Origin of the sequence: Oricola thermophila (assembly GCF_013358405.1) — a bacterium.
GTDB classification, from domain to species: Bacteria; Pseudomonadota; Alphaproteobacteria; order Rhizobiales; family Rhizobiaceae; genus Oricola; species Oricola thermophila.
On sequence record NZ_CP054836.1, the window covers coordinates 186,269 to 211,234 of the forward strand.

A 24,966-nucleotide genomic window follows, 5' to 3' on the forward strand; every position below is an offset into this window, starting at 1 on the left:
TACGCCCAAACACACGGGAAACAAACAATGAGAAACATCATTGCCAAGATCGGTGCCGCGGCCCTCGCCCTGACGCTCGCCGTGCCGGCGGCGTCCGCCGCGGAGGAAGAGGCGGAACACACGGTCCACTATCCGATCAACAAGCCGGTCGAGCAGGACTGGAGCTTCGCCGGGCCGTTCGGCACCTATGACAAGGCGCAGCTGCAACGCGGCCTGAAAGTCTACGTGAACGTGTGCTCAGCCTGCCATTCGCTGAAGCGCGTGGCCTTTCGCAACCTCGAGGACCTCGGCTACTCGGAAGAGCAGATCAAGGCATTCGCGGCCAACTACGAGGTCGAGGACGGCCCGAACCAGGACGGCGACATGTTCACCCGTCCGGCGATCGCTTCGGATTACTTCCCGAGCCCCTACGAGAACGCGAACCAGGCGGCAGCCTCCAACAACGGCGCGGTGCCGCCGGACCTGTCGCTGATCGCCAAGGCGCGCGGCGTCGAACGCGGCTTCCCGCAGTTCATCTTCGACATCTTCACCCAGTACGCGGAAGGCGGCCCCGATTACATCTACTCGCTGCTGACCGGCTACACGGATGACGTTCCGGACCATATCGAGGTCCAGGACGGGCTCTACTACAACCCGTATTTCGCCAATGGCGCGGCACTCGCGATGGCGCCGCCGCTCTATGGCGACGACGTCGAATTCGACGACGGCACCCCCGCCACCATCGAGCAGGAGGCGCGCGACGTTGCCGCCTTCCTGATGTGGGCTGCGGAGCCGCACCTCGTCGAGCGCAAGGAAATGGGCTTCCGGGTCATGATCTTCCTGGTGCTGTTCTCGGCATTGCTCTACATCGCCAAGAAGCAGGTGTGGTCGCGCGTCGAGCACTGACCCGCACCGAGAATACCCAACGAACACTGAAAGGGCGCGTCGGCGCCCTTTTCTTTTGAAGCGCGCGGGGACATGATCCGCGGCGTTTGCTGTACGGCAAGGAAAACACTGATGACATTGCGCGAAAACCTAGAAGCCGCGATCCGCACGATCCCCGACTATCCGAAACCGGGCGTCATGTTCCGCGACATAACCACGCTGCTCGGCGACGCGCGCGCCTTCCGGCGCTCGATCGACGAGCTGGTGCATCCCTATGCCGGCACCAAGATCGACAAGATCGCCGGCGTGGAGGCGCGCGGCTTCATCCTCGGCGGGGCCATGTCCCACCAGCTGTCCGCCGGCTTCGTGCCGATCCGCAAGAAGGGCAAGCTGCCGCACGAGACGGTACGCATCGCCTACAGCCTGGAATATGGCGTCGACGAGATGGAGATGCACAAGGACGCGGTGAAGAAGGGCGAGCGGGTCATCCTGGTCGACGATCTCATCGCCACCGGCGGCACCGCGGAGGGGGCCGTGAGGCTGCTGCACCAGATGGGCGCGGAGGTGGTCGCCGCCTGCTTCGTCATCGACCTGCCGGATCTCGGCGGCCGGAAGAAGATCGAGGCTCTCGGCGTCCCGGTGCGCACGCTCGTAGAATTCCCGGGCGACTGACGGACCGTGCCGATGAGCTGGATCCTTTCCATTATCGGCCCGAGCGACATGGCGGCCCTGGCCTTCTTCGTTTGCGCCTGGCTCATGTTCGAGGCGGTGGTCGACTATTCGCCGCTACGGTTCCGCAGCCTCTCCGGCCTGATGGCCGAGCGCCGCCGCGAATGGATGCTGACGCTCGCTGACCGCGACCTGCGCATGATCGACACGGGCATCGTGGCCGGGCTGCAGCAGGGATCGGCCTATTTCGGCTCGGCATCGATTCTTGCCATCGGCGGCTGTTTCGCGCTGTTCGGTTCCACGGACGCGGTGCTGCAGATCTATCGCGACATCCCGTTCATCGAGCCGGTGCCGCGCGGCGCCTACGAGCTCAAGGTGTTCGGCCTGACGACGATCTGCGTCTACGGATTCTTCAAGTTCGGCTGGGCCTACCGGCTGTTCAACTACTGCTCGATCCTGATCGGAGGTGTGAGCCACACGCAGGACGCGCCCCCGGAGGAACGCCGGGCCGCGGCATTGCGGGCCGCCGAGATGAACATCGTCGCCAGCCGGCACTTCACCGCCGGCATGCGGGCCATCTTCTTCTCGCTGGCCTATATCGGCTGGTTCGTCGGACCCTGGGTGCTGATCGGCTCCACGGTATTCGTGGTCCTCGTGCTGGCGAGGCGGCAGTTCTTCTCGCGGGCGCGCAGTATCCTGATCGCGTGATGGCGGGCAACAGGGGAGGAGCGGCGTATTGACCTCGTGGATTGCCGGTACACCCTATGCGAACGTCCTCGACGCGTCTGCCCGAATGGCGCTGGAGCCGCTGAAACCGCAACTGATCCGCGAGGGCACGGTGCTGTTCCGCCCGGGCGACATGCCGGCGGGTTTCGTGCTCACCGTGTCGGGCAGGGTCAATGTCTATCTCAACAGCCGCACCGGTCGCGAATTGCTGCTCTACTCGATAGAGCCGGGCGAGACCTGCGTACAGACGACGCTCGGGATGCTGGGCGCGCAGCCCTATAGCGGCGAGGCGATCGCCGAGACCGACGTCGTCGCGGTGACCGTGCCGCCCGCGATATTCGACCGGTTGCTGACAGGCTCCGAAACCTTCCGGCGTTTCGTATTCAGGGCCTTTGCCGACAGGCTGGGCGAGATGACCCATCTGCTCGAGATGGTCGCCTTTGTGAAGGTGGAGCGGCGGCTGGCGCAGTGGCTGCTTGCACAGGCCGGCGAGGACGGTGCCGTGAGGGCGACGCACGCGGAAATCGCCTCGGCCATCGGCTCGGCGCGGGAAGTCGTCTCGCGCCGGCTGGAGGCGCTTGCCGGGCGCGGCATCGTCAGGCTGGAGCGCGGCGTCGTACGGATAGAGTCGGCAAGAGGCCTGCGGCAGATAGCCGGGGAGGAGGCCACCTGAGAATCCTTATCCTTGTGTGACATGGTCACCGACAACGGCGTCGAAATGCTGTTTGATGCCGCCATCGACCGAAACCAATGAGGAAAGGAACGGACATGTTCAAGACCAATGAAGGCATGATCGACAGGGCGATCCGGGTCATCGTCGGCTTGGTGCTTCTTGCCGCCTTCTTCATGTATCCGGATGCGTCATGGCGCTACTGGACGCTGGTCGGCATCATTCCACTGGTGACGGGGCTCGTCGGGACGTGCCCGGTCTACTCGGTCTTCGGCATCTCCACCTGTCCGACCAGGAAAGCCTGACCCGGAATCGAAAAAGGCGGCGAAACTCGCCGCCTTTCCATTCGCGTGCGGTCGGCGTCAGACGTTGAACTTGAACAGCATCACGTCGCCGTCCTGGACGATGTATTCCTTGCCCTCGTCGCGCGCCTTGCCGGCCTCCTTGGCTGCAACCTCGCCGCCCAGCGTGACGAAGTCGTCATAGGCGATGGTCTGGGCACGGATGAAGCCCTTCTCGAAATCGGTGTGGATTTCTCCGGCCGCCTGAGGCGCCTTGGCGCCCTTCTTCACGGTCCATGCCCGTGTCTCCTTCGGGCCGGCGGTGAAGAAGGTGATGAGGTCGAGCAGGCGGTAGCCCTCGCGGATCAGCCGGTCGAGGCCCGGTTCCTCCAGCCCCATGGCTTCCAGGTACTCCTCGGCCTCGGCATCTTCCAGCTGGGCCAGTTCGGCCTCGATTGCCGCCGAGATGACGACGGTGCGTGCGCCCTGTTCTGCCGCCATCTTCTCGACAGCCTGCGAATGGGCATTGCCGGTCGCCGCGTCGCCCTCGGCGACGTTGCAGACATAGAGGACCGGCTTGGAGGTCAGCAGGTTCAGGCTCTTCAGGATGGCAAGATCCTCGGTCGCGATGCCATCGAGCATCAGGCGGACGGGCTTCGAATCCTGCAGCAGGGCAAGGGCCTGCTCCATGACCGGGAGGATGGTCACGGCTTCCTTGTCCTTGCCGGTGGCGCGCTTGCGGATCTGCACGATGCGGCGCTCGAGGCTCTCGAGATCAGCCAGCATCAGCTCGGTCTCGACGGTCTCTGCATCCGAAACGGGATCGATGCGTCCCTCGACATGGGTGATGTCGTCATCCTCGAAGCAGCGCAGAACGTGGACAATGGCATCGACCTCGCGGATGTTGGCGAGGAACTGGTTGCCGAGGCCCTCGCCCTTCGAGGCGCCGCGCACGAGGCCGGCAATGTCGACGAAATTGATGCGGGTCGGGATGATCTCCTTGGAGCCGGCCGCCGCGGCGATTTTCGCCAGGCGCGGATCGGGCACCGCGACCTCGCCGGTGTTCGGCTCGATGGTGCAGAAGGGGTAGTTCGCCGCCTGCGCGGCCGCGGTCTTTGTCAGCGCGTTGAAGAGCGTCGACTTGCCGACATTGGGCAGGCCGACGATGCCGCATTTGAAACCCATCAGGTCAGTCCTTCTTTCCGAATAGCTTGTTCAGCATGTCCGCCATGGGGCCGGTCGGCTTGACCTCCGGGGCATGTTGGCGCGCCTGGCGAACATGGCTCTGTTTCTTCGCGCCGGCGGGCTTCGCCGGTGCCGGTTTTTTCCTAGCGGTCGCCATGTCCGTTTCCCCCATCGCAAGCGCGATCCTGTTCATGAACCCCGAGTCGTCTCCCTTGACCAGCAACTCGGCATTGTCCGCGATCTCCGTCAGCAGGCGATCGATCCAGCCCCGGTCGGCCTTCGCGAAATCGCCAAGGACATGGGCGTGCACGCGCTCCTTGGCGCCGGGATGCCCGATGCCGATGCGGACGCGCCGGTAGTCCTTGCCGCAATGGGCGTCGATCGACTTGATGCCGTTGTGGCCACCGGAACCTCCGCCGGTCTTGATGCGCAGCTTTCCGGGCGGCAGGTCGAGCTCGTCATAGAGGACAATCAGCGAATCCGGTCCGAGCTTGTAGAAGCGCAACGCCTCGCCGACGGCCTGCCCGGAATTGTTCATGAAGGTCTGGGGCTTGATGACCAGAACCTTCTCCCCGCCGATGCGCCCCTCGGCAATCTCGGCGTTGAACTTCTTCTGCCAGGGACCGAAAGACGAATGGCGGCGAACGATCTCGTCCGCCGCCATGAAGCCGATATTGTGCCGGTTGTTGGCATATTTGGTGCCGGGATTGCCGAGGCCAGCGACAATGAGCATGGCAATAACCCCACAATCTGTGCAACCGGCAGGCCGGGATTACTCCTCGGCGGTGACTGCTTCCTCTTCCGTCTCGACGACTTCTTCCGCCTCTTCCTTGGCGCCGCCACCCGGCGCGGAGATCGTGGCGATGGTGAAGTCGCGATCGGTGATGGTCGGCACTACGCCCTTCGGCAGCTCGATGCGCGAGATCTTGAGCGCGTCGCCGAGCTCGGCGTCGGCCAAGTCCAGCTCGAAGTAGTCCGGGATCGCGTCGGCTGGGCAGTGAACCTCGACCTCGTGGCGGACGACGTTGAGCGTGCCGCCCTTCTTGAGGCCCGGGCAGGTCTCTTCGTTGAGGAAGTGGACCGGGATGTTCACCGTCACTTCGGTCTTTGCCGAGACGCGCAGGAAATCGACATGCATGACGATGTCCTTGACCGGGTCGAGGTCGTAGGCCTTCGGCAGAACGCGGTGCTTCTTGCCGTCCAGCTCGATCTCCGCAACCGTGGTCATGAAGCCGCCGGCATGGATGCGCTTGGTCACTTCGTTGAGCGGAAGCGTGATGGAAAGCGGGGGCTTGTTGTCACCATAGATGACAGCGGGAATGTTGCCGTTGCGGCGAATAGCCCGGGCGGACCCCTTACCGACCCGTTCGCGCGCCTCGGCCTTGAGCACGTATGTCTCGCTCATGGCATTTCCTTTCGAGGACGTAATATGGAGTGTTTTACTGTTTCCAGAAAAACCAAAGCCGGTCGCCCGGCCTTGCCGCGCTGCCTCCAAGGGTGTCTGCGCGGATGCGCGTGCCTATAGCGCACCGGGCACGTCGGTGCAAGTTTCCACGGGAGAAGATAGTGCGGGAAGGCGAAGGGCGTTAAAAGACAGGCGAAGCCGGGGCCGCGCCCCCGTTTTCCGCGAATGACCTTTCCGGATAGGGGGCGGGTCGGCGCCAGACCGATCAGTCGAAAAGGGAGGAGACGGACTGCTCGTGCGAGGTGCGGGCAATGGCCTCGCCGATCAGGTCGGTGATCGAAAGCACGCGGATATTGGGCGCGGATTCGACGGCCGCCGTCGGCTGGATGGAGTCGGTGATGACCAGCTCGGTCAGCTTGGAATCCATGATGCGGTTGACCGCGCCGCCGGATAGCACGCCATGCGTGATGTAGGCGGTCACGCTGTTCGCGCCCTTTTCCAGCAGGGCCTCGGCGGCGTTGCACAGCGTTCCGCCGGAATCGATGATGTCGTCGATCAGAAAGCAATCCTTGCCCTTGATCTCGCCGATCACGTTCATCACCTCGGATTCGCCGGGCTTCTCGCGTCGCTTGTCGACAATGGCCAGCAGGGTGTCGTTGAGCCGCTTGGACAGGGCGCGGGCGCGCACCACGCCGCCGACATCGGGGGACACGACGATCACGCTCGACAGATCCTTGTAGCGGGCGCGGATGTCGCGCGCCATGACAGGAACGGCGTAGAGGTTGTCGGTCGGAATGTCGAAGAAGCCCTGGATCTGGCCGGCATGGAGGTCGAGCGTGAGCACGCGGTCGGCGCCGGCACGGGTGATCAGGTTGGCGACCAGCTTGGCCGAGATCGGCGTGCGGCCGGAGGTGCGCCGGTCCTGGCGGGCATAGCCGAAATAGGGGATCACGGCCGTGATGCGTCGCGCCGAGGAGCGGCGGAACGCATCGATCATGATGAGCAGTTCCATCAGGTGATCGTTGGCCGGGTAGGAGGTCGACTGGAGAATGAAAACATCCTCGCCGCGGACATTTTCCTGGATCTCGACGAAGATTTCCTCGTCAGCGAATCGGCGGACGCTTGCCCGTCCGACACTCACTCCCAGATACTTGGCAACGGATTCCGCGAGTTGGCGATTGGAATTGCCAGCGAAGAGTTTCATTGCGCCCTGCCGGTGCGTGCTGTGGATAACTGGCGCGGGTTTTACAGCCCCCACCACTCATTGCAAGGCGCAAAGCCGGTTTCACACCCGATTCTTCACACCACGGGTCATGCCCCGCTTTTCAGCCATGCCGTATAGGCGAGCATGAAGCTGTCGGCAATCGCCTCCATTGTCGCAGGCGGCACGGATGCCCAAGGGTCCGGCGTCGCGCCGGGGACGGTCTCCTGACCCTGTATCCGGTGCACGCGCTGCCCGCTCGGGGTGATGACGTCCCATACATGGACGACGGTGGTCGATCCGCTCTCCGTGAAGGCGGAGAAGTAGCCCTTGATCTCATGGGTGTAGCCGCCGGCTTCGGCGGGAACGAGACGGACGCCGCTGGCGCTGCCCACGCTGCCCAGGCGCTTCGACAGCGGTTCCACCTTGTCCACGGAGACTCCCACCACCGGTGCGAAATAGACGCGGGCGATCTCGGGAGCGTCGGTAGGCGTATTCGCGGCGGTTACCGCGCCCTGCGCCGCCGCATCGCCCGCGATCGCGGGAAAGCGGGCCTCGGCCGCGGCCTCGTCCGGGTCCTGCGGCTGGCCGATGCCGAGTCCGCTGTCGGTGCCGGTGCATGCGGAGACGAGAAGAAGCGCACACGCCAGGCTGGCGAGCCGAAGCATTGTTCCCGTCATCCAGCCGTCATCCCCATTTCCGTCATGCAGCCGCCATACCCGTACCTGTCATGCAGCAGTCATCCCCGTTCGCGTCATGCAGCAGTCATCCCGCTGTTGTTGTTGTGATGGTGGAGCGCCCAAACCCTTACCTCAACCCACAATCAAATCAAGGCCGTGACGCGACAGGCATTCGGGCTCGCCGTCCGTCGTCAGATAGGTCTGGCCCAAGGTCATTGCAGTGCCGCTATCGGAATCGGCAATGATCATGTGTGCGAACAGCGTCATGTTCGGTTCCACGGGTTCTTCATTGCCGGCGTGGAACATGGGCATGTCCATCCAGCAGGGCGTGAAATGGGCGCCGAGCGAATAGCCGCAGGCATTCAGGCGATGGCGCGTCAGATCGGCTTCGGCCATTGCCCGTGCATGGGCATCGAACACGTCGCCGAAGGTATAGCCGGGGCGCATCACGGTCTCGCAGGCGGCGAGCGCGGCTTTTGCGGCCTCGTAAAGCTCCAGGTGACGCGACGATGGCTTGCCGGTCAGCACGGTACGCATCATTGCGGCATGGTAGCGGCGATAGGCACCTGCCCATTCGAGCGTCAGCTGGTCGTTCTTCCCGAGCGTGCGGCGTCCGGACTTGTACCTGCAAAGCAGAGCATCCTCACCCGAACCGATGATGAATTCGTTGCCTGCATAGTCGCCACCACCTTCGAGGATGGCTCCCTGCATGGCGGCGAGGATCCTGCTTTCGTCCGTGCCGGCCCTGATCAGCGGAATCGCCGCGTCGAGGGCGTCATCCGCCAGTTCCGCGGCCTTCCTGGCACAGGCGATCTCTGCCGGCGACTTGATCGACCGCAGTCGCGGAACGATCGCCGAGGCATCCTCCAGTTCCGCGAAGGTGCTCAGGGCGGTATCCACGCGCCGCCCGTTGGCGGCCGTCAGGCCGTGGGTTTCGTATTCGATGCCGATGCGCTTTCCGAGCAGGTCGCGGTCGGAAAGGAGTTCCTTCAGGTCGCGCGCCGGGTTGGCTCCGGCGCGGTCCTCCCAGATCACGATCGTTTCAACGTTGGAAGTATGTCGCGCCTGGCGCAGGTCTGCCGATCGCGTCAACAATGCGATTTCGCCGTTTGCCTCGACGATCATGCACTGGAAGAAACAGAAGCCGAAGGTATCGTAGCCGGTGAGCCAGTACATGCTCTCCTGCGCGAAGAGAAGCATGGCATCCAGCCTCGCATCCTTCATTTCCGCTAGCAGGCGCGCCTTGCGCTCCTCGAACTCGCTGGCTTCGAAATGCAGGGCCATGAATGGTCTCCTCGTCCAGTACGAAAAAGGCAGATCAGTCGGACAGCACGATTGCGGACACCTGTCGTCCGTAGTCGGGCTCGCCGCGATGGGTGGTGCGCCGGTAGGAATAGAACAAGGCCTCGTCAGCGTAGGTGCAGTGACCGGTATGGCTTGCGCCGATACCGGCGGCGGCGAGTCGGGAGAGGATATAGGCCGGGAGGTCGAACAGGAAGTGGCCGTCACGCCGCGACGGACGGAAGAAACGGGCATTCCCGGATTCGGACGCGCAGAAACGGGCCTCGAATTCCGGGCCGACCTCGTAGTTGTCCGGGCCGATCGTGGGACCCAGTACCGCGTGGATGCTCTCGCGCCGCGCGCCTGCGGAAATCATGGCTTCCACGGTGTTTTCCAGGATACCCGATACCGCACCCTTCCAGCCGGAATGTGCGGCCGCGACGACGCCATTCTCCGGGTCTGCAAAAAGGACGGGGCCGCAGTCGGCGGTCAGCACGCCGATCAAAACGCCGGGCGTCGCCGTGACGAGGGCGTCGGCCTTCGGGCGGTTCGTTTCTTCCAACGGGCGGTCGATCACGACGGCACAGTCCGAATGGACCTGGTGCGGCGTCGATATGGCGCCGTCCGGTCGGCCCAGCCAGGAAGCGATCCGTGCTCGGTTTTCGCGCACCCTTTCCGGTTCGTCCGCGGATCCCAGACCCGCGTTCAGCCCGGCATAGATACCGGTAGAGACACCGCCCTCGCGGGTGAAGAAACCATGCCGGACGTTGCCCATGCCGGACAACGCTTGCGATCGGATCGGGCGCAGGATGTCCTGCGGGTTATAGGTCATGTTCTGCATCTGCTCCGCCGGTACGGCACCCTGTTGCAGTGCGTCGATCCTGTCAACATGGCTGCTTCTGGGCATTCAGCGAAAGGGGGGCAGCGCCATCGGCTTGCCTGTCAGGCAGAGCACCTTGAACAGTTCGCCCATGCCCTTCTCTCCCACGCCGGCGAGACGCTCGGCGGCCATCCGGATATCCTGTCGGGATGCTTCGTCCTTTCCGCGTCCCAGCGCGCCGGCTCGCTCGGCGAGGCCCAGGGAGAGCAGGAACTCGCCTTGGGAAATCACGGGAAGGGGATGTGCTCCTGCGGCGCGGGCTGCGCTGGCCAGGGACTCGAAATCCACGTGGCTGGTCAGGTCGGCGGAGCCCGGCTGGTCGAATACGGAGACGTAGCGGTGAGCGCGCACGGCCTGCAGCGTGTCCGCATAGCCGGATCGTGCATGGCCGTAGTCGATCAGCAGTGCCGCGCCGCCGGATTCCGCGAGGCGCACGCCGAGCCGTGCGGCGATTGCTTCGCGGGCCGGAGCATATTCGAAGATCGCGCCTTCCGCCTGGTCGTCCGCGCGGGGCGGCAGGAGGGATGGATCTCCGAGCGGCGGGCCGGCGAAGAAGCGGAGCGCGCCGTCGTCGCCGATGCCGACATGGCGCTCGCACCAGCCACGGGCCGTCTTCACGAACTGCCGGACAGGCACGGCATCGAACAACTCGTTGGCGACAAACAGCAGCGGTCCTTCCGGCAGGCCGTCGATATCCTGCGTCCATGTGCATTCGAGCGGCGCGTCGGCCAATGTTTCGCGCTGAACGGATGCGAGGCGGTCGCTCGTCTCGACTAGATGGACCCGGGCAGCCGACAGGAATGCGGGGTCGATCGCGGCCGTGCGCAGGATGTCGCGCATGAGCGTTCCGCGTCCGGGGCCCATCTCGGCCAGGACGAAGGGCGCCGGGCGGCCGAGCTGCCGCCATGTATGGACGAGCCAGGCTCCGACGATCTCGCCGAACATCTGGCTGATTTCCGGTGCGGTGATGAAGTCCCCGTCCACACCGAACGGTTCGCGGGTGGTGTAGTATCCGCCGTCGGGATCGAACAGGCACAGGGCCATGTAGTCGGAGACCGGCAGCGGACCTGCCGCCTTGATCAGGCGCCTTATCTTCTCTTCGACGATGCCGGTCATTCTTCGGTAGCGGGAGAAAGCCGGGCAGAGAGGGCAAGGGCGATGCCGAGGATCACCATCGGCAGCGACAGGATCATGCCCATGGTCATCCAGCCGCCAAGGAGATAGCCGAGATGCTGGTCGGGTTCGCGGAAGAACTCCACGAAGATGCGCGCCGCGCCGTAGCCGCCGATGAAAACACCGGTCACAAAACGCGGGTAACGCAGCTTCAGCCGGCCATGGGTGCAGAAGCGCAATACAAGCCACAGGACGATACCCTCCAGCGCGGCCTCGTATAGCTGGCTCGGATGGCGCGGAAAGGGACCGGCGCCGGGAAAGGCCACGGCCCATGGTACGTCGGCGATGCGGCCCCAGAGTTCGCCATTGATGAAGTTGGCAATGCGGCCAAAGAACAGGCCGATCGGTACGACGGCGGAGACGATGTCGATCAGGCTCCACATCGGAATGCCGCGTTTCCGTGCGAAGGCGATCATGGCGATGGCCATGCCGACCAGGCCACCGTGAAAGGACATGCCGCCGTGCCAGGTGGCAAGGATCGCCGCGGGATCGGAGAGATAGTAGGCGAGGTCGTAGAACAGCACGTAGCCGAGCCGTCCGCCGACGACGATGGCGATGGTCGCCCACAACAGGAAGTCGTCGAGGTCGGCGGCGGTGACAGGCGCGGCGCGTCCACCCCACAGTCGTTCATTGCGCACCAGCCGGCGGGTATAGAGCCAGCCGAGCACGATGCCTACTATGTAGGCCAGCGAATACCAGCGGATGGCAAGCGGCCCGACCTGGAAGATGACCGGGTCGATGTCCGGGAACGGAATTGCCAGAAGCGGCGCGCTGAAGGGCGTCATGTTCGTCCTCTTGATTTCCCGCATCCCGACCGTCCTCGCGGCGTTTCAGCGGCTTCCGTCTTGCAATGATCGGGACACGGCAATACCTAGTGTCTTGAACACAGGAGCAGCCGCCATGACAACAGGGCCCAACAAGATTCTGGACGATTTCGCCCGCCTGATGACCGACATGGCGGGTACGGCGCAGGGCGTGCGCCGGGAAGCCGAAGCGGCCTTTCAGCACCAGATCGAAAAGCTCCTGGCCGGCATGGATCTCGTGAAGCGAGACGAGTTCGAAGCCGTGCGCGAAATGGCAGTCCGGGCGCGCGAGGAAAACGATGCGCTTTCGAAGCGGGTCGCCGAGCTGGAAGAGAAGCTCGAAAAGGCTTCCGACAAGTAACCGCAGAACGCATTTCACAGAAAGTTCACAGCTTCTTTTCGGCGAATCAAAGGGCCGAAAAAGCAAGCGTTAAGAGTCGCTTACCTAGTGCGGAGCGGCTCCCCGCCCGCATGTCCTCGCATCGTTATCCGGCGCTTTTTCATTTCAGGGGCTTTTCCGCGTCTCATGGATCAATAGACTGAAATTATTGAGTGATTCGATTTTTTGCGAATGAAAGTTTAGCGCAGCCGCGTCAGTCCGTTGCAGCACTCGTTCGCCTTCATCGTAACCGTGTCGCGTACATCAACCCGGTTTTGAAAGCGCTGCCCTCAGGGGCTGAGAAAACGGAGCAGACCAGGCAATGAGCCTAATTGAGCTTGACTATTATCGTGCCGCGCATCCCGTCGACGTCATCGAGCAGGTCGCCCATATCAACGATTGGAACTTCGAGCGGACCGGTGACGACGAGATCGCCGTCGCCGTGCAGGGGCATTGGACCAACTACCACGTGTCTTACGCGTGGATGGAGGATTTCGAGTCGCTGCACTTCGCCTGCGGCTTTGACGTGAAGGTGCACGACAGCCGTTTCGCCGAACTGATGCGGCTGATTTCGCTCATCAACGAGCAATTGCTGATGGGCCATTTCGATCTGTGGGAGCAGGAAGGCGCGGTGATGTTCCGCCACTCCCTGCTGCTCGCCGGCGGCGCGGAGCCGACGGAGGCGCAGGTCGAGGTGATGCTGTCCAGTGCCATCGAGACATGCGAATCCTACTACCAGGCTTTCCAGTACGTGCTGTGGTCTGGCGCCACCGCCAAGGAGGCGCTGGAAAGCACCATGTTCGAGACCATGGGCGAAGCATAGGGAACGCGCGATGGCAGATGAATCCGGGGGCGTCGCGCCCGAGATCAGCTTCGACGATTTCCTGCGGGTCGATATCCGTACCGGCACGATCATCGAGGCGGAGGCGTTTCCGGAGGCGCGCAAGCCGGCGATCAGGATGAAAATCGACTTCGGGCCGGAAATCGGCGTGAAAAAGTCTTCGGCGCAAATCACCGTGCACTATAGACCGGAGGAACTGGTGGGCCGGCAGGTGATGGCCGTGGTCAATTTCCCGCCGCGCCAGATCGGGCCCATGCGCTCCGAGGTGCTGACGCTGGGCTTCGAAGACGAGGAGGGCGCGATTGTCCTTGCTGCCGTGGACAGGCCCGTCCCGAACGGGCGGCGCCTGCTCTAGACCGGCAGGCGCAATTCCGCCCGGAGGCCGCCCATCGGGCTGTCCTCAAGAGTGACGTCCCCACCGTGGCTGCGCGCGATGTCGCGGGCGATAGCAAGCCCCAGTCCGGTGCCGCTTTCGTCCAGATTGCGGGCCTCGTCCAGCCTGTAGAAGGGCCGGAACACGTCCTCTCGCTGTTCAGGCGGGATGCCGGGGCCGTCATCGTCCACGGTCAGCGTCAGCCAGCCCTTGGCGTTGCGCGCGACGATCTCGACACGGTCGGCATAGCGGAACGCGTTGGAGGTGAGATTGGTAACGAGGCGCCGGAAGGCGCCGGGTCTCACCACGATGTCGGACCGGCCTATGAGGCTTGTCCGTACCTTCTTGCCTGCCAGCCTTCCGTCCGCCCGGATCTGGTCCAGCAATTCGTCAAGATCGAGCTCCCCTGTCTCCTCCTTTGCATCGCCGCGCGCGAAGGAAAGATAACCCTCGAGCATCGACTGCATGTCGGACACATCCTTTTCCATCGCCTCGCTCAGCGCCTTGTCCTTCGACAGGGCAAGCTGGAGCTTGAAGCGGGTGAGGATGGTGCGCAGGTCGTGACTGACGCCGCTCAGCATGGCCGTGCGCTGCTCGATCTGCTTTTCGATTCGCTCGCGCATCTGGATGAAGGCAAGGCCGGCGCGCCGGACCTCGATGGCGCCGCGGGGCCGGAAATCGGGCGGGAGCGGTCGGCCCTTGCCGAAACTTTCGGCCGCTTCGGCAAGCTTCTGGATCGGGCGAATCTGATTGCGCAGGAACAGGATCGCGATGAACAGCAGGACCAGAGAGGTGCCGACCATCCACAGGAGGAAGATGTGGGTGTTGGATGCATAGGCCTGGCTGCGCCGTGCGATTACACGAAGCACCTTGCCTTCGAGCTGGATGCGAATCTCCACCAGGCTGGAATTGCCGACGGTATCGATCCAGAACGGGCGGCCGATCTGTTTCGTGATCTCCTCCGACAGGATGCGGTCGAGGATCGAGAAAAACGGTTTCGGCGCGGGGGCGGGAAGGGGATCGGGCGGCAGGACCGCGACGTTGAGGGCAAGCCGTTCACGCGCCATCCGGATCACTTCCTCGTACTCCGGATCCTGGGGATAGGTCTCGATGACATCAATGATGGCGGCGATGTCGCGCGTTACCGCCGTCGAGAGGCGCTGTGTGACGGTCTGCCAGTGACGCTCCATGAACACGAAGGCGATGACCGACTGGAGCAGCACCATCGGCGCGATGATGATGATGAGCGAGCGTGCATAAAGGCCGCGCGGCATGAACTGCGAGAAGCGCCCGAGTATCCGGCGCAGCACCAGATTTGCCGCGCGCAACATGGCACGCAAGCGTTTCCACCAGGGACGCCGGGTTGCCCGTTTCGCCCGATTTTCCCGGATATCTGCCGTGGCCATCCTGCCCGCCTGCCGCCCGCCCGGGGCGCCGTTCCGCGCCCGTTCGCTATTCAATGGACAGACGGTAGCCTATTCCCCGCACGGTTTGAAGGTAACGCGGGTTGGCCGGATCTGCCTCGATCTTGCGGCGCAGTCGGTTGATCTGGACGTCGATCGTGCGTTCGCCGATGCCGGACTTTTCGGCGAACATTTCATGGCGCGGTATCGTCTCGCCGGCATTCTCGGCGAAGCGAACCATGATCTCCTGCTCGCGGTCGGTCAGATGCACGGGTTCGCCGTTGCGCTTGAGTTCGCGCCGCGCGATCACGAAAGTGTAGGGGCCGAACACGATCTGCTCGATCTTCGGCTGGGCTGGCGCCGCGCCGCGCTTGACGATATTGCCCACGCGCAGCAGCAGTTCCCGGGGATCGAACGGTTTCGGAAGATAGTCGTCCGCGCCGGCTTCCAGCCCCTCTATGCGCTGCTCGGTTTCCGAGCGGGCGGTCAGCATGAGGATCGGCACATCGCGCTGGCTGGCGCGCAGGCTGCGCGCGAGCGATACGCCGTTCTCGCCCGGCATCATCACGTCGAGGACCAGCAAATCGAATTCGAGGCCTTCGATCTTGCGGCGTGCCTCCTCGGCGGTCGCTGCGCCGGTAACGCGGTAACCGTTGGTGCCGAGATATTCGGACAAGAGGGTGCGGATGCGCGTATCGTCGTCGACGATCAGTATGTGCGGCGCGTCATCCGCAATCACGGTTTCGGTGGCGGCTTCGCTTGTTTCGCTCATCGATCCTCACCCGGTTCCGTTTCGCCGTTTCCACCGGCATTGAGCATCGAAATCTGCTGCCGGGATTCGTCGGTCATCATGGCGAACAGGAACCTTGCAATATCCTCCTCCGCGCAGCCCGTTTGCTGCAATGCAGACACTATGCGGCGAGACTGTGGCTCGCGCAGGTCGCGGATGAGCGTCTGTCCGCTCTCCGTCAGGTAGAGCTCGCGCTGGCGCCGGTCGACCGGGCCCGGCTTCTGGCAGACATATCCGCCGTCCACAAGCTGCTTGAGAACGCGCGCGAGGCTCTGCTTGGTGATCTTCAGCAGGTCAAGCAGCTCGGCGACGGTCAGTCCTGGCTTGCGATCGATGAAATGGAGAACGCGGTGATGCGCGCGGCCGAAGCCGAATTGCGCGAGGATGGTGTCGGGATCGCCGGTGAAATCGCGATAGGCGAAAAACAGGTGCTCGATCAACGTGGACGCGGGAAGAGCTTCGGTTTTGTTGTTCATCAAACGGGCTGGTTCCATGGGGGGAGGACTACCGGATTTTATGTCAGGTATGTTGACATATTTTGGCACTTTAAGTAATTTCCATCAAGGGTCAGGCCCGCGCTACGCAGCATTCTTAAAGATACCGGTCCGCTAAATTCCTGGTTGTTGCGCCGCTTCGGGTACATACTGCTCCTCACAAAAATACAGCGACAAGACAATATCACGGCGGAAGAACGGAGTTTCCAACATGGCTGAAGTCCCATTCGATCAGCTAGATGGCCATATATGGATGAATGGCGAGTTCGTGCCGTGGAAGGATGCGAAGGTTCACGTGCTGACCCACGGTCTGCATTATGCGAGCGCGGTTTTCGAGGGTGAACGTGCCTATGGCGGCGAAATCTTCAAGCTGACCGAACATACGGAACGCCTGCACGAGTCGGCCGACATTCTCGGATTCAAGATACCCTATTCCGTCGGAGAGATCGACGCGGCCTGCATGGAGCTCCTTCACAAGCAGGGTTTCGCGGATGCCTATGTGCGCCCCATTGCCTGGCGCGGCTCCGAGATGATGGGCGTTTCGGCGCAGAAGAACCGCATCAACCTCGCCATCGCGATCTGGCAGTGGCCGAGCTACTTCGACCCGGAGCAGCGGATGAAGGGTATCCGCCTCGATCTGGCCGCGTATCGCCGACCCGATCCGCGTACCGCGCCGTCCAAATCCAAGGCGGCGGGGCTTTACATGATCTGCACGCTGTCGAAACACGCTGCCGAGGCCAAGGGCTATGCCGATGCGCTTATGCTCGACTGGCGTGGCAGGGTCGCCGAGGCGACGGGCGCCAATGTGTTCTTTGTCAAGGACGGCGTCATCCACACGCCGACGCCGGACTGTTTCCTCGACGGCATTACCCGGCGCACGGTTATCGAACTGGCGGGAAAGCGCGGCTACGAGGTGGTGGAACGGACGATCATGCCGGAGGAAATGGAAGGCTTCGAACAGTGCTTCCTGACCGGCACGGCGGCAGAGGTGACACCGGTATCCGAGGTCGGTCCATACAGTTTCGAGGTTGGCGATATCACCCGGACCTTGATGGACGATTACACGGCCACCGTATATCCGGCACGAGCAGCCGCAGCGGAATAATCGCCCGGGCAACGGTCTGGCGCGCATGCCAAGACTTGGCAATTCGAACCCGTGAAGAGAATCGTGTAGGTTCCTTACGTTGCGGCATCCTGTTCGGGGATAGTCCGCGGCGACAACACAGGCGGGAGAAAAGCCATGGAAGCACTGATTCCAATCATCATTCAGGCCATTTCGGGTGCCGTGGGAGGAGGAGTCGTCGGGAAGTTCGTACAGTCCGCGGCGATGAACATGCTGCCGAAAATTCTGGCCGGCGTTGTCGGCGGAGTCGGCGGCGGAACGGCGATTGGCGGAATCATTGCCGGACTCCTGGGCGGCAATCCCGCAGGCGGCATGGATATCGGCAACATTCTCGGTGACGTGATCGGCGGCGCTGCCGGCGGCGGAGTCCTGACCGGGATTGTCGGCGCGATCATGGCCAAGCGGTGATTTCGTGAAGGAATGAAATGACATTTCGGGGCGGCTCCTGTTTGTCCGCCCCGATACTACAAGCCTTGCGGTGACGGTGGATAAGCTGGCAGGAAGCATGCCGACGATCCGACAAACGCAAGGGGAGCCTCATGGCCGCCAAGCTCAACGCGCTCATCATCCCGGTCACCGCATTCCAGCAGAACTGCACGGTTCTCTTCGACACCGAGTCGAAGCACGGCGTGGTGGTCGATCCCGGCGGTGACATCGACCACATACAAGAGGCACTGGAGAAAAACGGCATTGTCGTCGACGCCATTTGGTTGACGCATGGCCATATCGACCATGCCGGCGGCGCGATGGAACTCAAGGAGACGCTCGGGGTCGAGATCATCGGGCCGCACGAGGCCGACAAGATGCTGCTCGACGGCCTCGAAGACCAGGCACGCATGTTCGGCCTTCCCGCGGGAACGGTTCGCAACGCGGCGCCCGACCGCTGGCTGGAAGAAGGCGATGTCCTGTCCTTCGCGGGGCACGAATTCGAGGTGCTGCACTGTCCCGGGCATGCGCCCGGCCATGTCGTCTTCTACAACCGGGCAGCGGGCTTCGCCCATGTCGGCGACGTGCTGTTTCGCGGCTCTATCGGACGCACCGACCTGCCCGGCGGGGACCACGCGGCACTCATTGCCTCGATCAAGGAGAAGCTGCTTCCGCTCGGCGACAATATCGGCTTCATCTGCGGCCACGGACCAGGCGGTCAGCTCGGCGAGGAGCGCAGGACAAATCCGTTCCTGGTACAGGCCTCGGCTTGATGGCGCCGGCGGCGGTTCGTTCTCCCGGGGCAAGATCCCCGCACGGCGGACCGTCCGGGGATTCACGGCAAGCTGCCTGAACCCTATTTCGGCACACAGAAATGATCGAGGCCGTCATAGCCGCGATAGGTGCCGGTCTGCGGATTGAAGGACCGGTAGCGGGCGTCGCACCAGCGATACCATTCCGGCGACCAGGGTTGCAGACGGCTCTCATAGGTAATCACGCGCGGCCCGGAGGGCGCAGGCGGATATGCATTCGGCGCGGTCCGGTACTCTCGAACCGGCCGATTGGCGCTGGACAGTGCACCGGCGATGATCGCGACGCCCGCCAGGCCGAGGATGGCCGCTGCCGCCGCTTCGCCACCGTCCAGGTGGCGGTCGACGTGCGAATGACGCGGACCGGGCGCCGGTGCGACACGCCCGGTGCAGAAGCGCCGGCCATCGCGCCGGAAGCAGTCGCTGCCGCGGTGGAAGTTGCGGGCGCCATCGTGGCGTTTCCAGCCATCGGCGGCGGCCGGTGACGCGGCCAGCGGCGACATGGCGGTCGCGGTGACGGCACACGCGGCAACGAGGGATTTCAGCGCGGATGACGCAAACAGCTTGCTCATGACGTTTCTCCAATCGCGTCTTGTTCGGCAAAGGGACGGCTGCGCCGCCCGAACGCGTGGGAGCAAACTAGGAAGGCCAAGCTGAACGCAGCCTGAACGGCCAATCACACCGTCTTTCATGCGTTCACGCATGTGCGCGGACAAGAAAAAGGCGCGCGGCAATTGCGGCCGCGCGCCTACATGTCCAATCGGCAGCAGCGTCGCCGCCGCAGATCATTCCTACTCGGCGATGGCGAGGTTTACCGCTTTCGGTCCCTTGCCGCGACGGTCCGGCTCGGTCTCGAACGAGACCTTCTGGTTCTCCATCAGGCCGTCGAGGCCGGACGCCTGCAGGGCGGAGATGTGGACGAAGATGTCCGCGCCGCCGTCATCCGGCTTGATGAAGCCGAAGCCCTTGTCGGTGTTGAAGAATTTAACCGTACCAGTCTGTGACATATTTCCGGATCCTTTTCCGTGTCGATGCGCGGCCGCCCCATTCTGCCGCATGATTTTCCACGAGCACCATCGCGCGCGGAGAGGCAGGCAGTTCTCGAATGCAAGGAAAGGAACCAGTTCTCGCGCCGTTTCGGTGAACGACGCCCGGCTTGTTTTCTCACGTGCCGGTGCGCGGTATTTCCGACTTCCAATTCGTTCGCAAATTGCCCGAACGGGAAAAATAACTGCTCTAGCCAAGTCAAAATGTAAAGAAAAACTTTTTTGAAACCCGCGCGAAACTTTCTGTGCCAGAAGAAAATGCGACATTCCTGCCGCGTGACAGTGCTCGACATGCGGCATAGGGTTGTTGCGGAAAGGGAGATCGCGATGAAGGCATTGACGGGCAGGCGGATCGCGGCGCTGGGGATCGCCCTGGCGATGGCGCCGGCACTCGCAGCCTGCGAGAGGACCATCTCGCCGCCGCCGGCCAATTCCGCCTTCTGCCCCGAAGTCTACCAGCCTGTCTGCGCCCGTACGCCGAGCGGCCGGCGAACCTTCCCCAATGCCTGCACCGCCGAGACCGAGGGCTTTCGCGCCTACGCGCCGGGCGAGTGCCAGCCTGGAGGGTCCGAACGCATATGCCCGATGATCCTGGCGCCGGTCTGCGCGGAACGGGCCGGACAGCTCGCGACCTATCCGAACGACTGCACGGCCGCCTCCCAGGGCGCGCGGGTGGTCCGGCAGGGTCCGTGCTGACCATAATGGCGCCCGACAACAGATGGAGAAACGCATGATCCGGACGCTCATATTCGCCGCTCTCGCCATGCTGGCGGGCCTTACCGCAACCGGCCAGGCCGACGACCTGAAGGTCGGCATCGCCCGCGACATGCCGAGCGTCACGGTGGACACGCCGGACGGGCCGCGGGAGATCCGCCGCATCCAGGACGAGACGCACGAGATCACCGGGGAATTCGCGCGGACGTCGCGCGCCTGCCCGCCCTTCTGCATCCAGCCGATGAGCCCGGCGGAGGGAGTGACGACGATCGGCGAGCTGGAGCTGATCGAGATGCTCAAGGACCCGGACGCGCTGGTGGTCGACAGCCGCACGGTCGACTGGTTCCGGGGCGGCTCGATTCCCGGCGCGATCAACCTGCCATACACCGAGGTCGGCGACCGGCTCACGGAGCTGGGTTGCGAACCGGATTTCGACGGCTGGGACTGCGAGAACGCCAGGCGGGTGGCGCTGTTCTGCAACGGGCTGTGGTGCGGCCAGTCGCCGACGGCCATCCGCGCCATGATCGCCGCGGGCTACCCGGCGGACCGCATCTTCTACTATCGCGGCGGCATGCAGAGCTGGCGGGTGCTGGGCCTGACGGTGACCGGCGAATAGCTCGCGCGGCGCGGCCGGGGAGCGGTCCCCGTCTCACCTGAGCACCAGGACCCAGGCCAGCATGGCGCCGAGGCCGAGCGCGAAGCCGCCCGCGCAGCCCGCCGCCGCCCCGGCAAGGCGATGGCCGCGCCGCAGCCACGCGCCGAGCGGTGCGCCGACGACCGCGCCGGGCGCCCCGGCGATCAGCGCCAGCAGGAAGAGATCGAAACCGGACAGGATGCCGATGTCCGACATGGCGTCATCCCCCTTTCGCCGCCGCGGCCGCCTTCGCCGCGCCTGCCTGCCGCCCGTTCACCGGACCAGCTCCAGGACCCGCCGGCGGATCGGGCCGCCGGGCGCCATCTCGGACGCCTCGAAGGCGGCGTTCCTCTCCCGGTAGCGGGCATAGGCCGCCTTGAGCGGCGCCTGGATCGCCTCGCGGATCGCCGTGCAGCCGGGATCGTTCTCCTGCCGGAAGCCGACCGTGGCGTCGTATATCTCCCGCGCCATCTCCTCGACGTAGCGGCCGTGCACCTCCTCGTGGGAGCGGATGGCGGCGGCGAAGCGCGCCCAGCGGGCGGCGGTCTCCGGCGGCAGGGGGCCGGACGGCTCCGGCAGGGTGTAGGTGACGGTGAGGAAGGGCCGGGCGGCGGCGAGCACGCAATCCCTGCCGTCGCGCACGTAATCGCGGCCCCATCTGAGGTCGAAATCGGTGCGCGCGATGGCCCGCCTGCCGCCGACCAGCGGGCCGCCGCCGCCGATGGCGGCATAGAGCGCCGCCCCCGTCTCGCCGGAGACCGGGTAGGTCTTCACCACGACGCGGGCGCGGATCTCCGCCGCCGCGGCCGGCGCGGCGAGAAGCAGGAGGGCGATGGCGGGGAGACTGGGCAGGGCGCGCATGCGGGCTTCCGGCGTGGCTGTTTGCATCGGCCCAGACTAGCGGGCCTCGCGCCGGGGCGAAAGACGCGTCGCCCCGTCGCACGCCGCGCCCACGAATTCCCACCCTGTGCCGCTTTCCGTGATAGGGTGCGGGCCGTGCGCGCAATCTTGTGCGCCCGTTTTCAGAGATTGGACATTCCATGCAGATTCCCGAATGGGTGAAACCCGCAGCCACCGGCGCGGCGGGGGGCGCGGTCGCGCTCGCGATCGTCGGCTTCGGCTTCGCCGGCTGGGTGACCGGCGGCACGGCGCAGGAGATGAGCAGCAAGGCGGCGGACGAGGCCAGCGTGAAGGTGATCGCGGCGATCTGCATCAACCAGTTCGCCGCCGGCCCGAACGCCAAGGTGGAACTGGCCCGGCTGAAGGAAGCCAAGGCCTGGGAGCGTGACGATTTCATCGAGGCCGGCGGCTGGTCGACCGTCGCCGGGGTCGAGAACGGCACCCGCAAGGTGGCGGACGAATGCGCCCGGCAACTGGCCGCGATGGACGAACTGCCGGTCATGATGCCCAAGGTCCCGACCGCCGACAACGGCTGACGGACACGCGAACCGACAGGGGCCGTCCGGCAATCGCCGGGCGGCCTTTTTCGTGGGCGCGCGCGGGATCGGCCCCGCGCCCCCGCTCGCGAGGCCGGGTTCTCGGGCGCGAATTGCCTTCCGCCGCTCACGACGTGTTCCAGGCGTCGAGGGCCAGCGCGTGGCATTCCCTGAGCACCTCCCCGATCTCGGTCCTGGGCCGCCTTCGCCAGCCCGGCGGCAGGCCAGGACGGAACGGGCGGAAACGCCAGGGGGAGGGCCGCCGCACCGCGTCGGGCGAAAGGCCCTCGATCTTCCCGGCGTCCGCCAGTTGCATGCGCTCGATGGCGTGGCCGAAGCGCGCCTTCCAGCGGGCGAGGCGGGCGGCCTGGCCGTCGAGATCGTCCAGCGCCAGGGCCAGGGCACGGATGCGTCGGGAAATCGCGCGGGCGTCCACCAGCTCGTCGGGGTCGAGGCCCGGGGCGGGCCAGTCTTCGTCGCCCTCGTATTCGAGGAAGACGTGGCCGAAAGGGCCGTCCAGCCCGGTGACGTCGAAGAGAAAGGGCGCGTAGCGCTTCCACGGGTCGAACAGCGCGAATGACGGCCGGTCGCGGTACAGGTCCAAAAGTTCGGCGTCGGTGGGGTCGGCGTCCGGCCGCGTTTCCGGCCCGCCCGCGGGCGCGGTGCCCGGATGCCCGTCCGGGCCATCGTCGCGGAGGACGACCGTGAGCGGGTTGTTCTTCGATTCCGGCGGGGTCGCGGCATTCAGGGAACGGGGCCTCGGGGCATCCCCGGTCCCCGGATCGGTGCCGGGGATGGCCGGGAGCTGCTTGCCGTGCGGTTCCGCCCTGCGCGTGACGACCGTCACCAGCTTGCAGGCGGCCATGGCGACCAGGCGGCGGGCGGCGAATTCGGCGGGGCGCAGGACAGACAGGATGCGGGTGCGAAGCCCGCGGGGCAGGAAGACCAGCGAGCGGCCCGTCCTGATCCCCGCGAGGACGAAAAGCCGCGCGACGATCCTCAACAACTCGTCCAGGTTCCGCTCCACCGCTCGTTCCCAGTCGAACTTCATCGCCTTCTCCGTCAAGACGTCACGGGGATTATCGGCCAGGTGGCGGGGCGGTGGATTACATTTTCATTTTGAAAGCGTTTCGGGCCGGTTCTCCGGCCTGGAATGAATGAAGCATCAGGGCGGCCACCCTGATGCTTCGGGCTGCAGGCGGGACAGTGGTGGATGGGCCTCTTGCGACGGCCGTAACTTATCTTATCCCCCTGCAGCATCCATTCCGGCCATCCGAACGGTAGAGAGGCCTTTGCGGCCGCATGTAATCCAGGACGAACGGACAACCGCCATGACAATGTGCAATTCCAATCCTCTCGGCAAGCCAGAAGCCGAACACACCATTATCGCCTTCGATGTCGCCAAGGAGACCCTCGCCATCCATGTGCTGCCCGACGACAGCGCCCATGCGATCGCAAACAGGCCGGCGGCTGTACGCGCCTTCCTGCGGCGCGCTGCCGTCAAGGCAAGGACGCCTGTGCTCGTCGTCTGCGAGGCGACTGGCGGCTACGAGCGCCATGTCGTCGATGCGGCGCACGCTCTCGGCCTCGCGCTGCATCGCGCCCATGGCCAGCGCACCCGCCTGTTCGCCCTCTATCGCGGCCTGGCGGCCAAGACCGACCCGCTCGACGCGCGCATGCTGGCGCTTTACGGCCGCGATACGCCGGACCTGCGCCTGCATGCTCCCGACGATCCCGACCAGACCACCTTGCGCGCCCTGCGCAAGCGTCGCGACGACCTGGCGATGATGATTGGCATGGAACAGCGCCGGCTTCACCATGCCGGCTACAAGCGCATCGAACGATCGATCACGCGCCATATCACGGCCATGCGGAAGGAGCTCGCCGAGCTCGACGCCGAGATTGAGACGCTGATCGAGACGTCTCCCCAGCTTGCCCGCAAGGCCGCCCTCATCCGCTCCATCAAGGGGGTCGGGCCGATGACCGCCCAAGCCTGTCTCGCCTACATGCCGGAACTGGGAACGCTCACCAAGGGGCAGGCCGCGAGCCTGGCCGGCCTCGCCCCCGTAGCGCGCGATTCCGGCAAGCTGTCCGCCCCGCGCCGTATCAGCGCCGGCCGGAAAACCCTGCGCTCATGCCTCTACATGGCTGCCGTCGTCGCAGCCTCGCACAATCCGGTCTTCAAACAATATGCCGCCGAAATGCGCCAGCGCGGCAAGCCTGCAAAGGTCATCATCACCGCCATCATGAGACGCCTCGTCGTCATCATCAACGCCATCCTAAAGGAGGGCAAACCATGCCGACAAAGCATCCCTGCTTGACAACCAGAGACGGTAGATAAGTTTGGGCGGGAGTGGGGGGGATAAGGGGTGTGGGTTATAAAACGGGGGGGCACCCTACGACGGTCCTCCTCGTTCCTTGGATAGTACTCGGGTTTAATCCGATGGCCATGGATGACGAATGGTAGGATGGTCTTAACGGCTGACCGCCAGCATCGGGCGAAATCGGTCCTTCTAGGTGCAGCAATAGTGAAATGCCGGCGAAGGCCCCGGTTACCCTGGAGACGCGAAGTTTGCGGAGCGTTTCGATGATCTCGATGCATAGATGCGAAGCTTAACTAAGAAGGGCAAATAAGTAATGACGCACCGTAGCTTATGGGGAGGCTGGATAGCTGTGAACC

The 24,966-nt window shown here is 64.4% G+C and carries 32 protein-coding genes; 15 read left to right on the forward strand and 17 right to left on the reverse strand.

Annotated features, from left to right (window positions below):
• Positions 1-27: 27 nt before the first annotated feature.
• The 5 genes from HTY61_RS00785 (at position 28) to HTY61_RS00805 (ending at position 3,234) form a co-directional block, all read left to right on the forward strand.
• Positions 28-885 (forward strand): cytochrome c1, encoded by an 858-nt coding sequence (locus HTY61_RS00785; protein ID WP_175274997.1) that lies wholly within the window; start codon positions 28-30, stop codon positions 883-885.
• 111 nt (positions 886-996) lie between these two features.
• Entirely contained in the window at positions 997-1,536 is a 540-nt protein-coding gene (locus HTY61_RS00790; protein WP_246272877.1) for an adenine phosphoribosyltransferase, read from the forward strand.
• Between the two features lie 12 nt (positions 1,537-1,548).
• The gene (locus tag HTY61_RS00795; protein ID WP_197945340.1) at positions 1,549-2,241 is read left to right on the forward strand and encodes a DUF599 domain-containing protein; all 693 of its coding nucleotides are present in this window, start codon (positions 1,549-1,551) and stop codon (positions 2,239-2,241) included.
• 28 nt (positions 2,242-2,269) lie between these two features.
• Positions 2,270-2,932: a Crp/Fnr family transcriptional regulator gene (locus HTY61_RS00800; protein WP_246272878.1), complete on the forward strand. Its 663-nt coding sequence runs from the start codon at positions 2,270-2,272 to the stop codon at positions 2,930-2,932.
• 95 nt (positions 2,933-3,027) lie between these two features.
• Entirely contained in the window at positions 3,028-3,234 is a 207-nt protein-coding gene (locus tag HTY61_RS00805) for a YgaP family membrane protein (protein ID WP_175274999.1), read from the forward strand.
• 57 nt (positions 3,235-3,291) lie between these two features.
• Here the strand turns inward: HTY61_RS00805 and ychF are convergent, their stop codons facing one another.
• The 9 genes from ychF to lgt all read right to left on the reverse strand — a co-directional run bounded on the left by ychF (position 3,292) and on the right by lgt (position 11,800).
• On the reverse strand, positions 3,292-4,395 hold the full coding sequence (gene ychF / locus HTY61_RS00810) for a redox-regulated ATPase YchF (protein WP_175275000.1): 1,104 nt from the start codon (positions 4,393-4,395) through the stop codon (positions 3,292-3,294).
• Positions 4,396-4,399: 4 nt separating this feature from the next.
• The gene (gene pth, locus HTY61_RS00815; RefSeq protein ID WP_175275001.1) at positions 4,400-5,128 is read right to left on the reverse strand and encodes an aminoacyl-tRNA hydrolase; all 729 of its coding nucleotides are present in this window, start codon (positions 5,126-5,128) and stop codon (positions 4,400-4,402) included.
• Between the two features lie 39 nt (positions 5,129-5,167).
• Complete coding sequence (locus HTY61_RS00820; RefSeq protein ID WP_175275002.1) at positions 5,168-5,800, reverse strand: 50S ribosomal protein L25/general stress protein Ctc; 633 nt, start codon at positions 5,798-5,800, stop codon at positions 5,168-5,170.
• 265 nt (positions 5,801-6,065) lie between these two features.
• Positions 6,066-7,004: a ribose-phosphate pyrophosphokinase gene (locus HTY61_RS00825; RefSeq protein WP_175275003.1), complete on the reverse strand. Its 939-nt coding sequence runs from the start codon at positions 7,002-7,004 to the stop codon at positions 6,066-6,068.
• A 107-nt stretch (positions 7,005-7,111) separates the two neighbouring features.
• Positions 7,112-7,681, reverse strand: a complete 570-nt coding sequence (locus HTY61_RS00830) for a hypothetical protein (protein ID WP_175275004.1) — start codon at positions 7,679-7,681, stop codon at positions 7,112-7,114.
• A gap of 132 nt (positions 7,682-7,813) precedes the next feature.
• Positions 7,814-8,965: a M24 family metallopeptidase gene (locus tag HTY61_RS00835; RefSeq protein WP_175275005.1), complete on the reverse strand. Its 1,152-nt coding sequence runs from the start codon at positions 8,963-8,965 to the stop codon at positions 7,814-7,816.
• A gap of 34 nt (positions 8,966-8,999) precedes the next feature.
• On the reverse strand, positions 9,000-9,803 hold the full coding sequence (gene pgeF / locus HTY61_RS00840) for a peptidoglycan editing factor PgeF (RefSeq protein WP_175275006.1): 804 nt from the start codon (positions 9,801-9,803) through the stop codon (positions 9,000-9,002).
• Between the two features lie 66 nt (positions 9,804-9,869).
• The gene (locus tag HTY61_RS00845; protein WP_175275007.1) at positions 9,870-10,958 is read right to left on the reverse strand and encodes a class I SAM-dependent methyltransferase; all 1,089 of its coding nucleotides are present in this window, start codon (positions 10,956-10,958) and stop codon (positions 9,870-9,872) included.
• On the reverse strand, positions 10,955-11,800 hold the full coding sequence (lgt, locus tag HTY61_RS00850; RefSeq protein WP_175275008.1) for a prolipoprotein diacylglyceryl transferase: 846 nt from the start codon (positions 11,798-11,800) through the stop codon (positions 10,955-10,957). Before lgt ends, HTY61_RS00845 begins: the two co-directional genes overlap by 4 nt.
• Before the next feature lie 115 nt (positions 11,801-11,915).
• Here lgt and HTY61_RS00855 point away from each other — a divergent pair, with 115 nt between their 5' ends.
• The 3 genes from HTY61_RS00855 to HTY61_RS00865 all read left to right on the forward strand — a co-directional run bounded on the left by HTY61_RS00855 (position 11,916) and on the right by HTY61_RS00865 (position 13,393).
• A complete protein-coding gene (locus HTY61_RS00855) occupies positions 11,916-12,179 on the forward strand; it encodes an accessory factor UbiK family protein (RefSeq protein WP_175275009.1) in 264 nt (87 codons plus the stop codon).
• A gap of 340 nt (positions 12,180-12,519) precedes the next feature.
• The gene (locus HTY61_RS00860; protein ID WP_175275010.1) at positions 12,520-13,020 is read left to right on the forward strand and encodes a type III secretion system chaperone family protein; all 501 of its coding nucleotides are present in this window, start codon (positions 12,520-12,522) and stop codon (positions 13,018-13,020) included.
• 10 nt (positions 13,021-13,030) lie between these two features.
• A complete protein-coding gene (locus tag HTY61_RS00865) occupies positions 13,031-13,393 on the forward strand; it encodes a tRNA-binding protein (protein ID WP_175275011.1) in 363 nt (120 codons plus the stop codon).
• On the opposite strand, the gene HTY61_RS00870 is transcribed toward HTY61_RS00865, so the two are convergent.
• The 3 genes from HTY61_RS00870 to HTY61_RS00880 are packed head-to-tail and all read right to left on the reverse strand — an operon-like array spanning position 13,390 to position 16,080.
• Positions 13,390-14,817, reverse strand: a complete 1,428-nt coding sequence (locus tag HTY61_RS00870) for an ATP-binding protein (RefSeq protein WP_175275012.1) — start codon at positions 14,815-14,817, stop codon at positions 13,390-13,392. The genes HTY61_RS00865 and HTY61_RS00870 overlap by 4 nt on opposite strands.
• Before the next feature lie 46 nt (positions 14,818-14,863).
• Complete coding sequence (locus HTY61_RS00875) at positions 14,864-15,586, reverse strand: response regulator (protein ID WP_175275013.1); 723 nt, start codon at positions 15,584-15,586, stop codon at positions 14,864-14,866.
• Positions 15,583-16,080 carry a MarR family winged helix-turn-helix transcriptional regulator gene (locus HTY61_RS00880; RefSeq protein WP_246272880.1) on the reverse strand — a complete coding sequence of 166 codons (498 nt, stop codon included), beginning with the start codon at positions 16,078-16,080 and terminating at the stop codon, positions 15,583-15,585. Before HTY61_RS00880 ends, HTY61_RS00875 begins: the two co-directional genes overlap by 4 nt.
• Before the next feature lie 229 nt (positions 16,081-16,309).
• Here HTY61_RS00880 and HTY61_RS00885 point away from each other — a divergent pair, with 229 nt between their 5' ends.
• From HTY61_RS00885 to HTY61_RS00895, 3 genes are all read left to right on the forward strand, one after another.
• Complete coding sequence (locus HTY61_RS00885; protein WP_175275015.1) at positions 16,310-17,203, forward strand: branched-chain amino acid aminotransferase; 894 nt, start codon at positions 16,310-16,312, stop codon at positions 17,201-17,203.
• 135 nt (positions 17,204-17,338) lie between these two features.
• Entirely contained in the window at positions 17,339-17,629 is a 291-nt protein-coding gene (locus tag HTY61_RS00890) for a hypothetical protein (RefSeq protein WP_175275016.1), read from the forward strand.
• 131 nt (positions 17,630-17,760) lie between these two features.
• On the forward strand, positions 17,761-18,420 hold the full coding sequence (locus tag HTY61_RS00895) for an MBL fold metallo-hydrolase (RefSeq protein WP_175275017.1): 660 nt from the start codon (positions 17,761-17,763) through the stop codon (positions 18,418-18,420).
• A gap of 83 nt (positions 18,421-18,503) precedes the next feature.
• Here the strand turns inward: HTY61_RS00895 and HTY61_RS00900 are convergent, their stop codons facing one another.
• Positions 18,504-19,028: a BA14K family protein gene (locus HTY61_RS00900; protein ID WP_246272881.1), complete on the reverse strand. Its 525-nt coding sequence runs from the start codon at positions 19,026-19,028 to the stop codon at positions 18,504-18,506.
• 219 nt (positions 19,029-19,247) lie between these two features.
• Positions 19,248-19,463: a cold-shock protein gene (locus tag HTY61_RS00905; protein WP_175275018.1), complete on the reverse strand. Its 216-nt coding sequence runs from the start codon at positions 19,461-19,463 to the stop codon at positions 19,248-19,250.
• A gap of 366 nt (positions 19,464-19,829) precedes the next feature.
• Between HTY61_RS00905 and HTY61_RS00910 the strand changes: the two genes are divergently transcribed.
• Together HTY61_RS00910 and HTY61_RS00915 are read left to right on the forward strand one after the other, a co-directional pair.
• On the forward strand, positions 19,830-20,198 hold the full coding sequence (locus tag HTY61_RS00910) for a Kazal-type serine protease inhibitor domain-containing protein (RefSeq protein WP_175275019.1): 369 nt from the start codon (positions 19,830-19,832) through the stop codon (positions 20,196-20,198).
• 34 nt (positions 20,199-20,232) lie between these two features.
• A complete protein-coding gene (locus HTY61_RS00915; protein WP_175275020.1) occupies positions 20,233-20,832 on the forward strand; it encodes a rhodanese-like domain-containing protein in 600 nt (199 codons plus the stop codon).
• Positions 20,833-20,865: 33 nt separating this feature from the next.
• On the opposite strand, the gene HTY61_RS00920 is transcribed toward HTY61_RS00915, so the two are convergent.
• Complete coding sequence (locus tag HTY61_RS00920) at positions 20,866-21,066, reverse strand: hypothetical protein (RefSeq protein ID WP_175275021.1); 201 nt, start codon at positions 21,064-21,066, stop codon at positions 20,866-20,868.
• A gap of 57 nt (positions 21,067-21,123) precedes the next feature.
• The gene (locus HTY61_RS00925) at positions 21,124-21,711 is read right to left on the reverse strand and encodes a DUF922 domain-containing protein (protein WP_175275022.1); all 588 of its coding nucleotides are present in this window, start codon (positions 21,709-21,711) and stop codon (positions 21,124-21,126) included.
• A 179-nt stretch (positions 21,712-21,890) separates the two neighbouring features.
• On the opposite strand from HTY61_RS00925, the gene HTY61_RS00930 reads away from it, so the two are divergent.
• A complete protein-coding gene (locus tag HTY61_RS00930; protein WP_175275023.1) occupies positions 21,891-22,286 on the forward strand; it encodes a hypothetical protein in 396 nt (131 codons plus the stop codon).
• Positions 22,287-22,413: 127 nt separating this feature from the next.
• Here the strand turns inward: HTY61_RS00930 and HTY61_RS00935 are convergent, their stop codons facing one another.
• The gene (locus tag HTY61_RS00935) at positions 22,414-23,337 is read right to left on the reverse strand and encodes a hypothetical protein (RefSeq protein ID WP_175275024.1); all 924 of its coding nucleotides are present in this window, start codon (positions 23,335-23,337) and stop codon (positions 22,414-22,416) included.
• Between the two features lie 280 nt (positions 23,338-23,617).
• On the opposite strand from HTY61_RS00935, the gene HTY61_RS00940 reads away from it, so the two are divergent.
• Positions 23,618-24,607 (forward strand): IS110 family RNA-guided transposase, encoded by a 990-nt coding sequence (locus tag HTY61_RS00940; protein WP_175275025.1) that lies wholly within the window; start codon positions 23,618-23,620, stop codon positions 24,605-24,607.
• The last annotated feature ends 359 nt before the right edge of the window (positions 24,608-24,966 follow it).

Coding starts and splice junctions, on each gene's coding strand:
- HTY61_RS00785 (WP_175274997.1), top strand. CDS start 28: ATGAGAAACATCATTGCCAAGATCGGTGCCGCGGCCCTCGCCCTGACG.
- HTY61_RS00790 (WP_246272877.1), top strand. CDS start 997: ATGACATTGCGCGAAAACCTAGAAGCCGCGATCCGCACGATCCCCGAC.
- HTY61_RS00795 (WP_197945340.1), top strand. CDS start 1,549: ATGAGCTGGATCCTTTCCATTATCGGCCCGAGCGACATGGCGGCCCTG.
- HTY61_RS00805 (WP_175274999.1), top strand. CDS start 3,028: ATGTTCAAGACCAATGAAGGCATGATCGACAGGGCGATCCGGGTCATC.
- ychF (WP_175275000.1), bottom strand. CDS start 4,395: ATGGGTTTCAAATGCGGCATCGTCGGCCTGCCCAATGTCGGCAAGTCG.
- pth (WP_175275001.1), bottom strand. CDS start 5,128: ATGCTCATTGTCGCTGGCCTCGGCAATCCCGGCACCAAATATGCCAAC.
- HTY61_RS00820 (WP_175275002.1), bottom strand. CDS start 5,800: ATGAGCGAGACATACGTGCTCAAGGCCGAGGCGCGCGAACGGGTCGGT.
- HTY61_RS00825 (WP_175275003.1), bottom strand. CDS start 7,004: ATGAAACTCTTCGCTGGCAATTCCAATCGCCAACTCGCGGAATCCGTT.
- HTY61_RS00830 (WP_175275004.1), bottom strand. CDS start 7,681: ATGACGGGAACAATGCTTCGGCTCGCCAGCCTGGCGTGTGCGCTTCTT.
- HTY61_RS00835 (WP_175275005.1), bottom strand. CDS start 8,965: ATGGCCCTGCATTTCGAAGCCAGCGAGTTCGAGGAGCGCAAGGCGCGC.
- pgeF (WP_175275006.1), bottom strand. CDS start 9,803: ATGCAGAACATGACCTATAACCCGCAGGACATCCTGCGCCCGATCCGA.
- HTY61_RS00845 (WP_175275007.1), bottom strand. CDS start 10,958: ATGACCGGCATCGTCGAAGAGAAGATAAGGCGCCTGATCAAGGCGGCA.
- lgt (WP_175275008.1), bottom strand. CDS start 11,800: ATGACGCCCTTCAGCGCGCCGCTTCTGGCAATTCCGTTCCCGGACATC.
- HTY61_RS00855 (WP_175275009.1), top strand. CDS start 11,916: ATGACAACAGGGCCCAACAAGATTCTGGACGATTTCGCCCGCCTGATG.
- HTY61_RS00860 (WP_175275010.1), top strand. CDS start 12,520: ATGAGCCTAATTGAGCTTGACTATTATCGTGCCGCGCATCCCGTCGAC.
- HTY61_RS00865 (WP_175275011.1), top strand. CDS start 13,031: ATGGCAGATGAATCCGGGGGCGTCGCGCCCGAGATCAGCTTCGACGAT.
- HTY61_RS00870 (WP_175275012.1), bottom strand. CDS start 14,817: ATGGCCACGGCAGATATCCGGGAAAATCGGGCGAAACGGGCAACCCGG.
- HTY61_RS00875 (WP_175275013.1), bottom strand. CDS start 15,586: ATGAGCGAAACAAGCGAAGCCGCCACCGAAACCGTGATTGCGGATGAC.
- HTY61_RS00880 (WP_246272880.1), bottom strand. CDS start 16,080: ATGAACAACAAAACCGAAGCTCTTCCCGCGTCCACGTTGATCGAGCAC.
- HTY61_RS00885 (WP_175275015.1), top strand. CDS start 16,310: ATGGCTGAAGTCCCATTCGATCAGCTAGATGGCCATATATGGATGAAT.
- HTY61_RS00890 (WP_175275016.1), top strand. CDS start 17,339: ATGGAAGCACTGATTCCAATCATCATTCAGGCCATTTCGGGTGCCGTG.
- HTY61_RS00895 (WP_175275017.1), top strand. CDS start 17,761: ATGGCCGCCAAGCTCAACGCGCTCATCATCCCGGTCACCGCATTCCAG.
- HTY61_RS00900 (WP_246272881.1), bottom strand. CDS start 19,028: ATGAGCAAGCTGTTTGCGTCATCCGCGCTGAAATCCCTCGTTGCCGCG.
- HTY61_RS00905 (WP_175275018.1), bottom strand. CDS start 19,463: ATGTCACAGACTGGTACGGTTAAATTCTTCAACACCGACAAGGGCTTC.
- HTY61_RS00910 (WP_175275019.1), top strand. CDS start 19,830: ATGAAGGCATTGACGGGCAGGCGGATCGCGGCGCTGGGGATCGCCCTG.
- HTY61_RS00915 (WP_175275020.1), top strand. CDS start 20,233: ATGATCCGGACGCTCATATTCGCCGCTCTCGCCATGCTGGCGGGCCTT.
- HTY61_RS00920 (WP_175275021.1), bottom strand. CDS start 21,066: ATGTCGGACATCGGCATCCTGTCCGGTTTCGATCTCTTCCTGCTGGCG.
- HTY61_RS00925 (WP_175275022.1), bottom strand. CDS start 21,711: ATGCGCGCCCTGCCCAGTCTCCCCGCCATCGCCCTCCTGCTTCTCGCC.
- HTY61_RS00930 (WP_175275023.1), top strand. CDS start 21,891: ATGCAGATTCCCGAATGGGTGAAACCCGCAGCCACCGGCGCGGCGGGG.
- HTY61_RS00935 (WP_175275024.1), bottom strand. CDS start 23,337: ATGAAGTTCGACTGGGAACGAGCGGTGGAGCGGAACCTGGACGAGTTG.
- HTY61_RS00940 (WP_175275025.1), top strand. CDS start 23,618: ATGACAATGTGCAATTCCAATCCTCTCGGCAAGCCAGAAGCCGAACAC.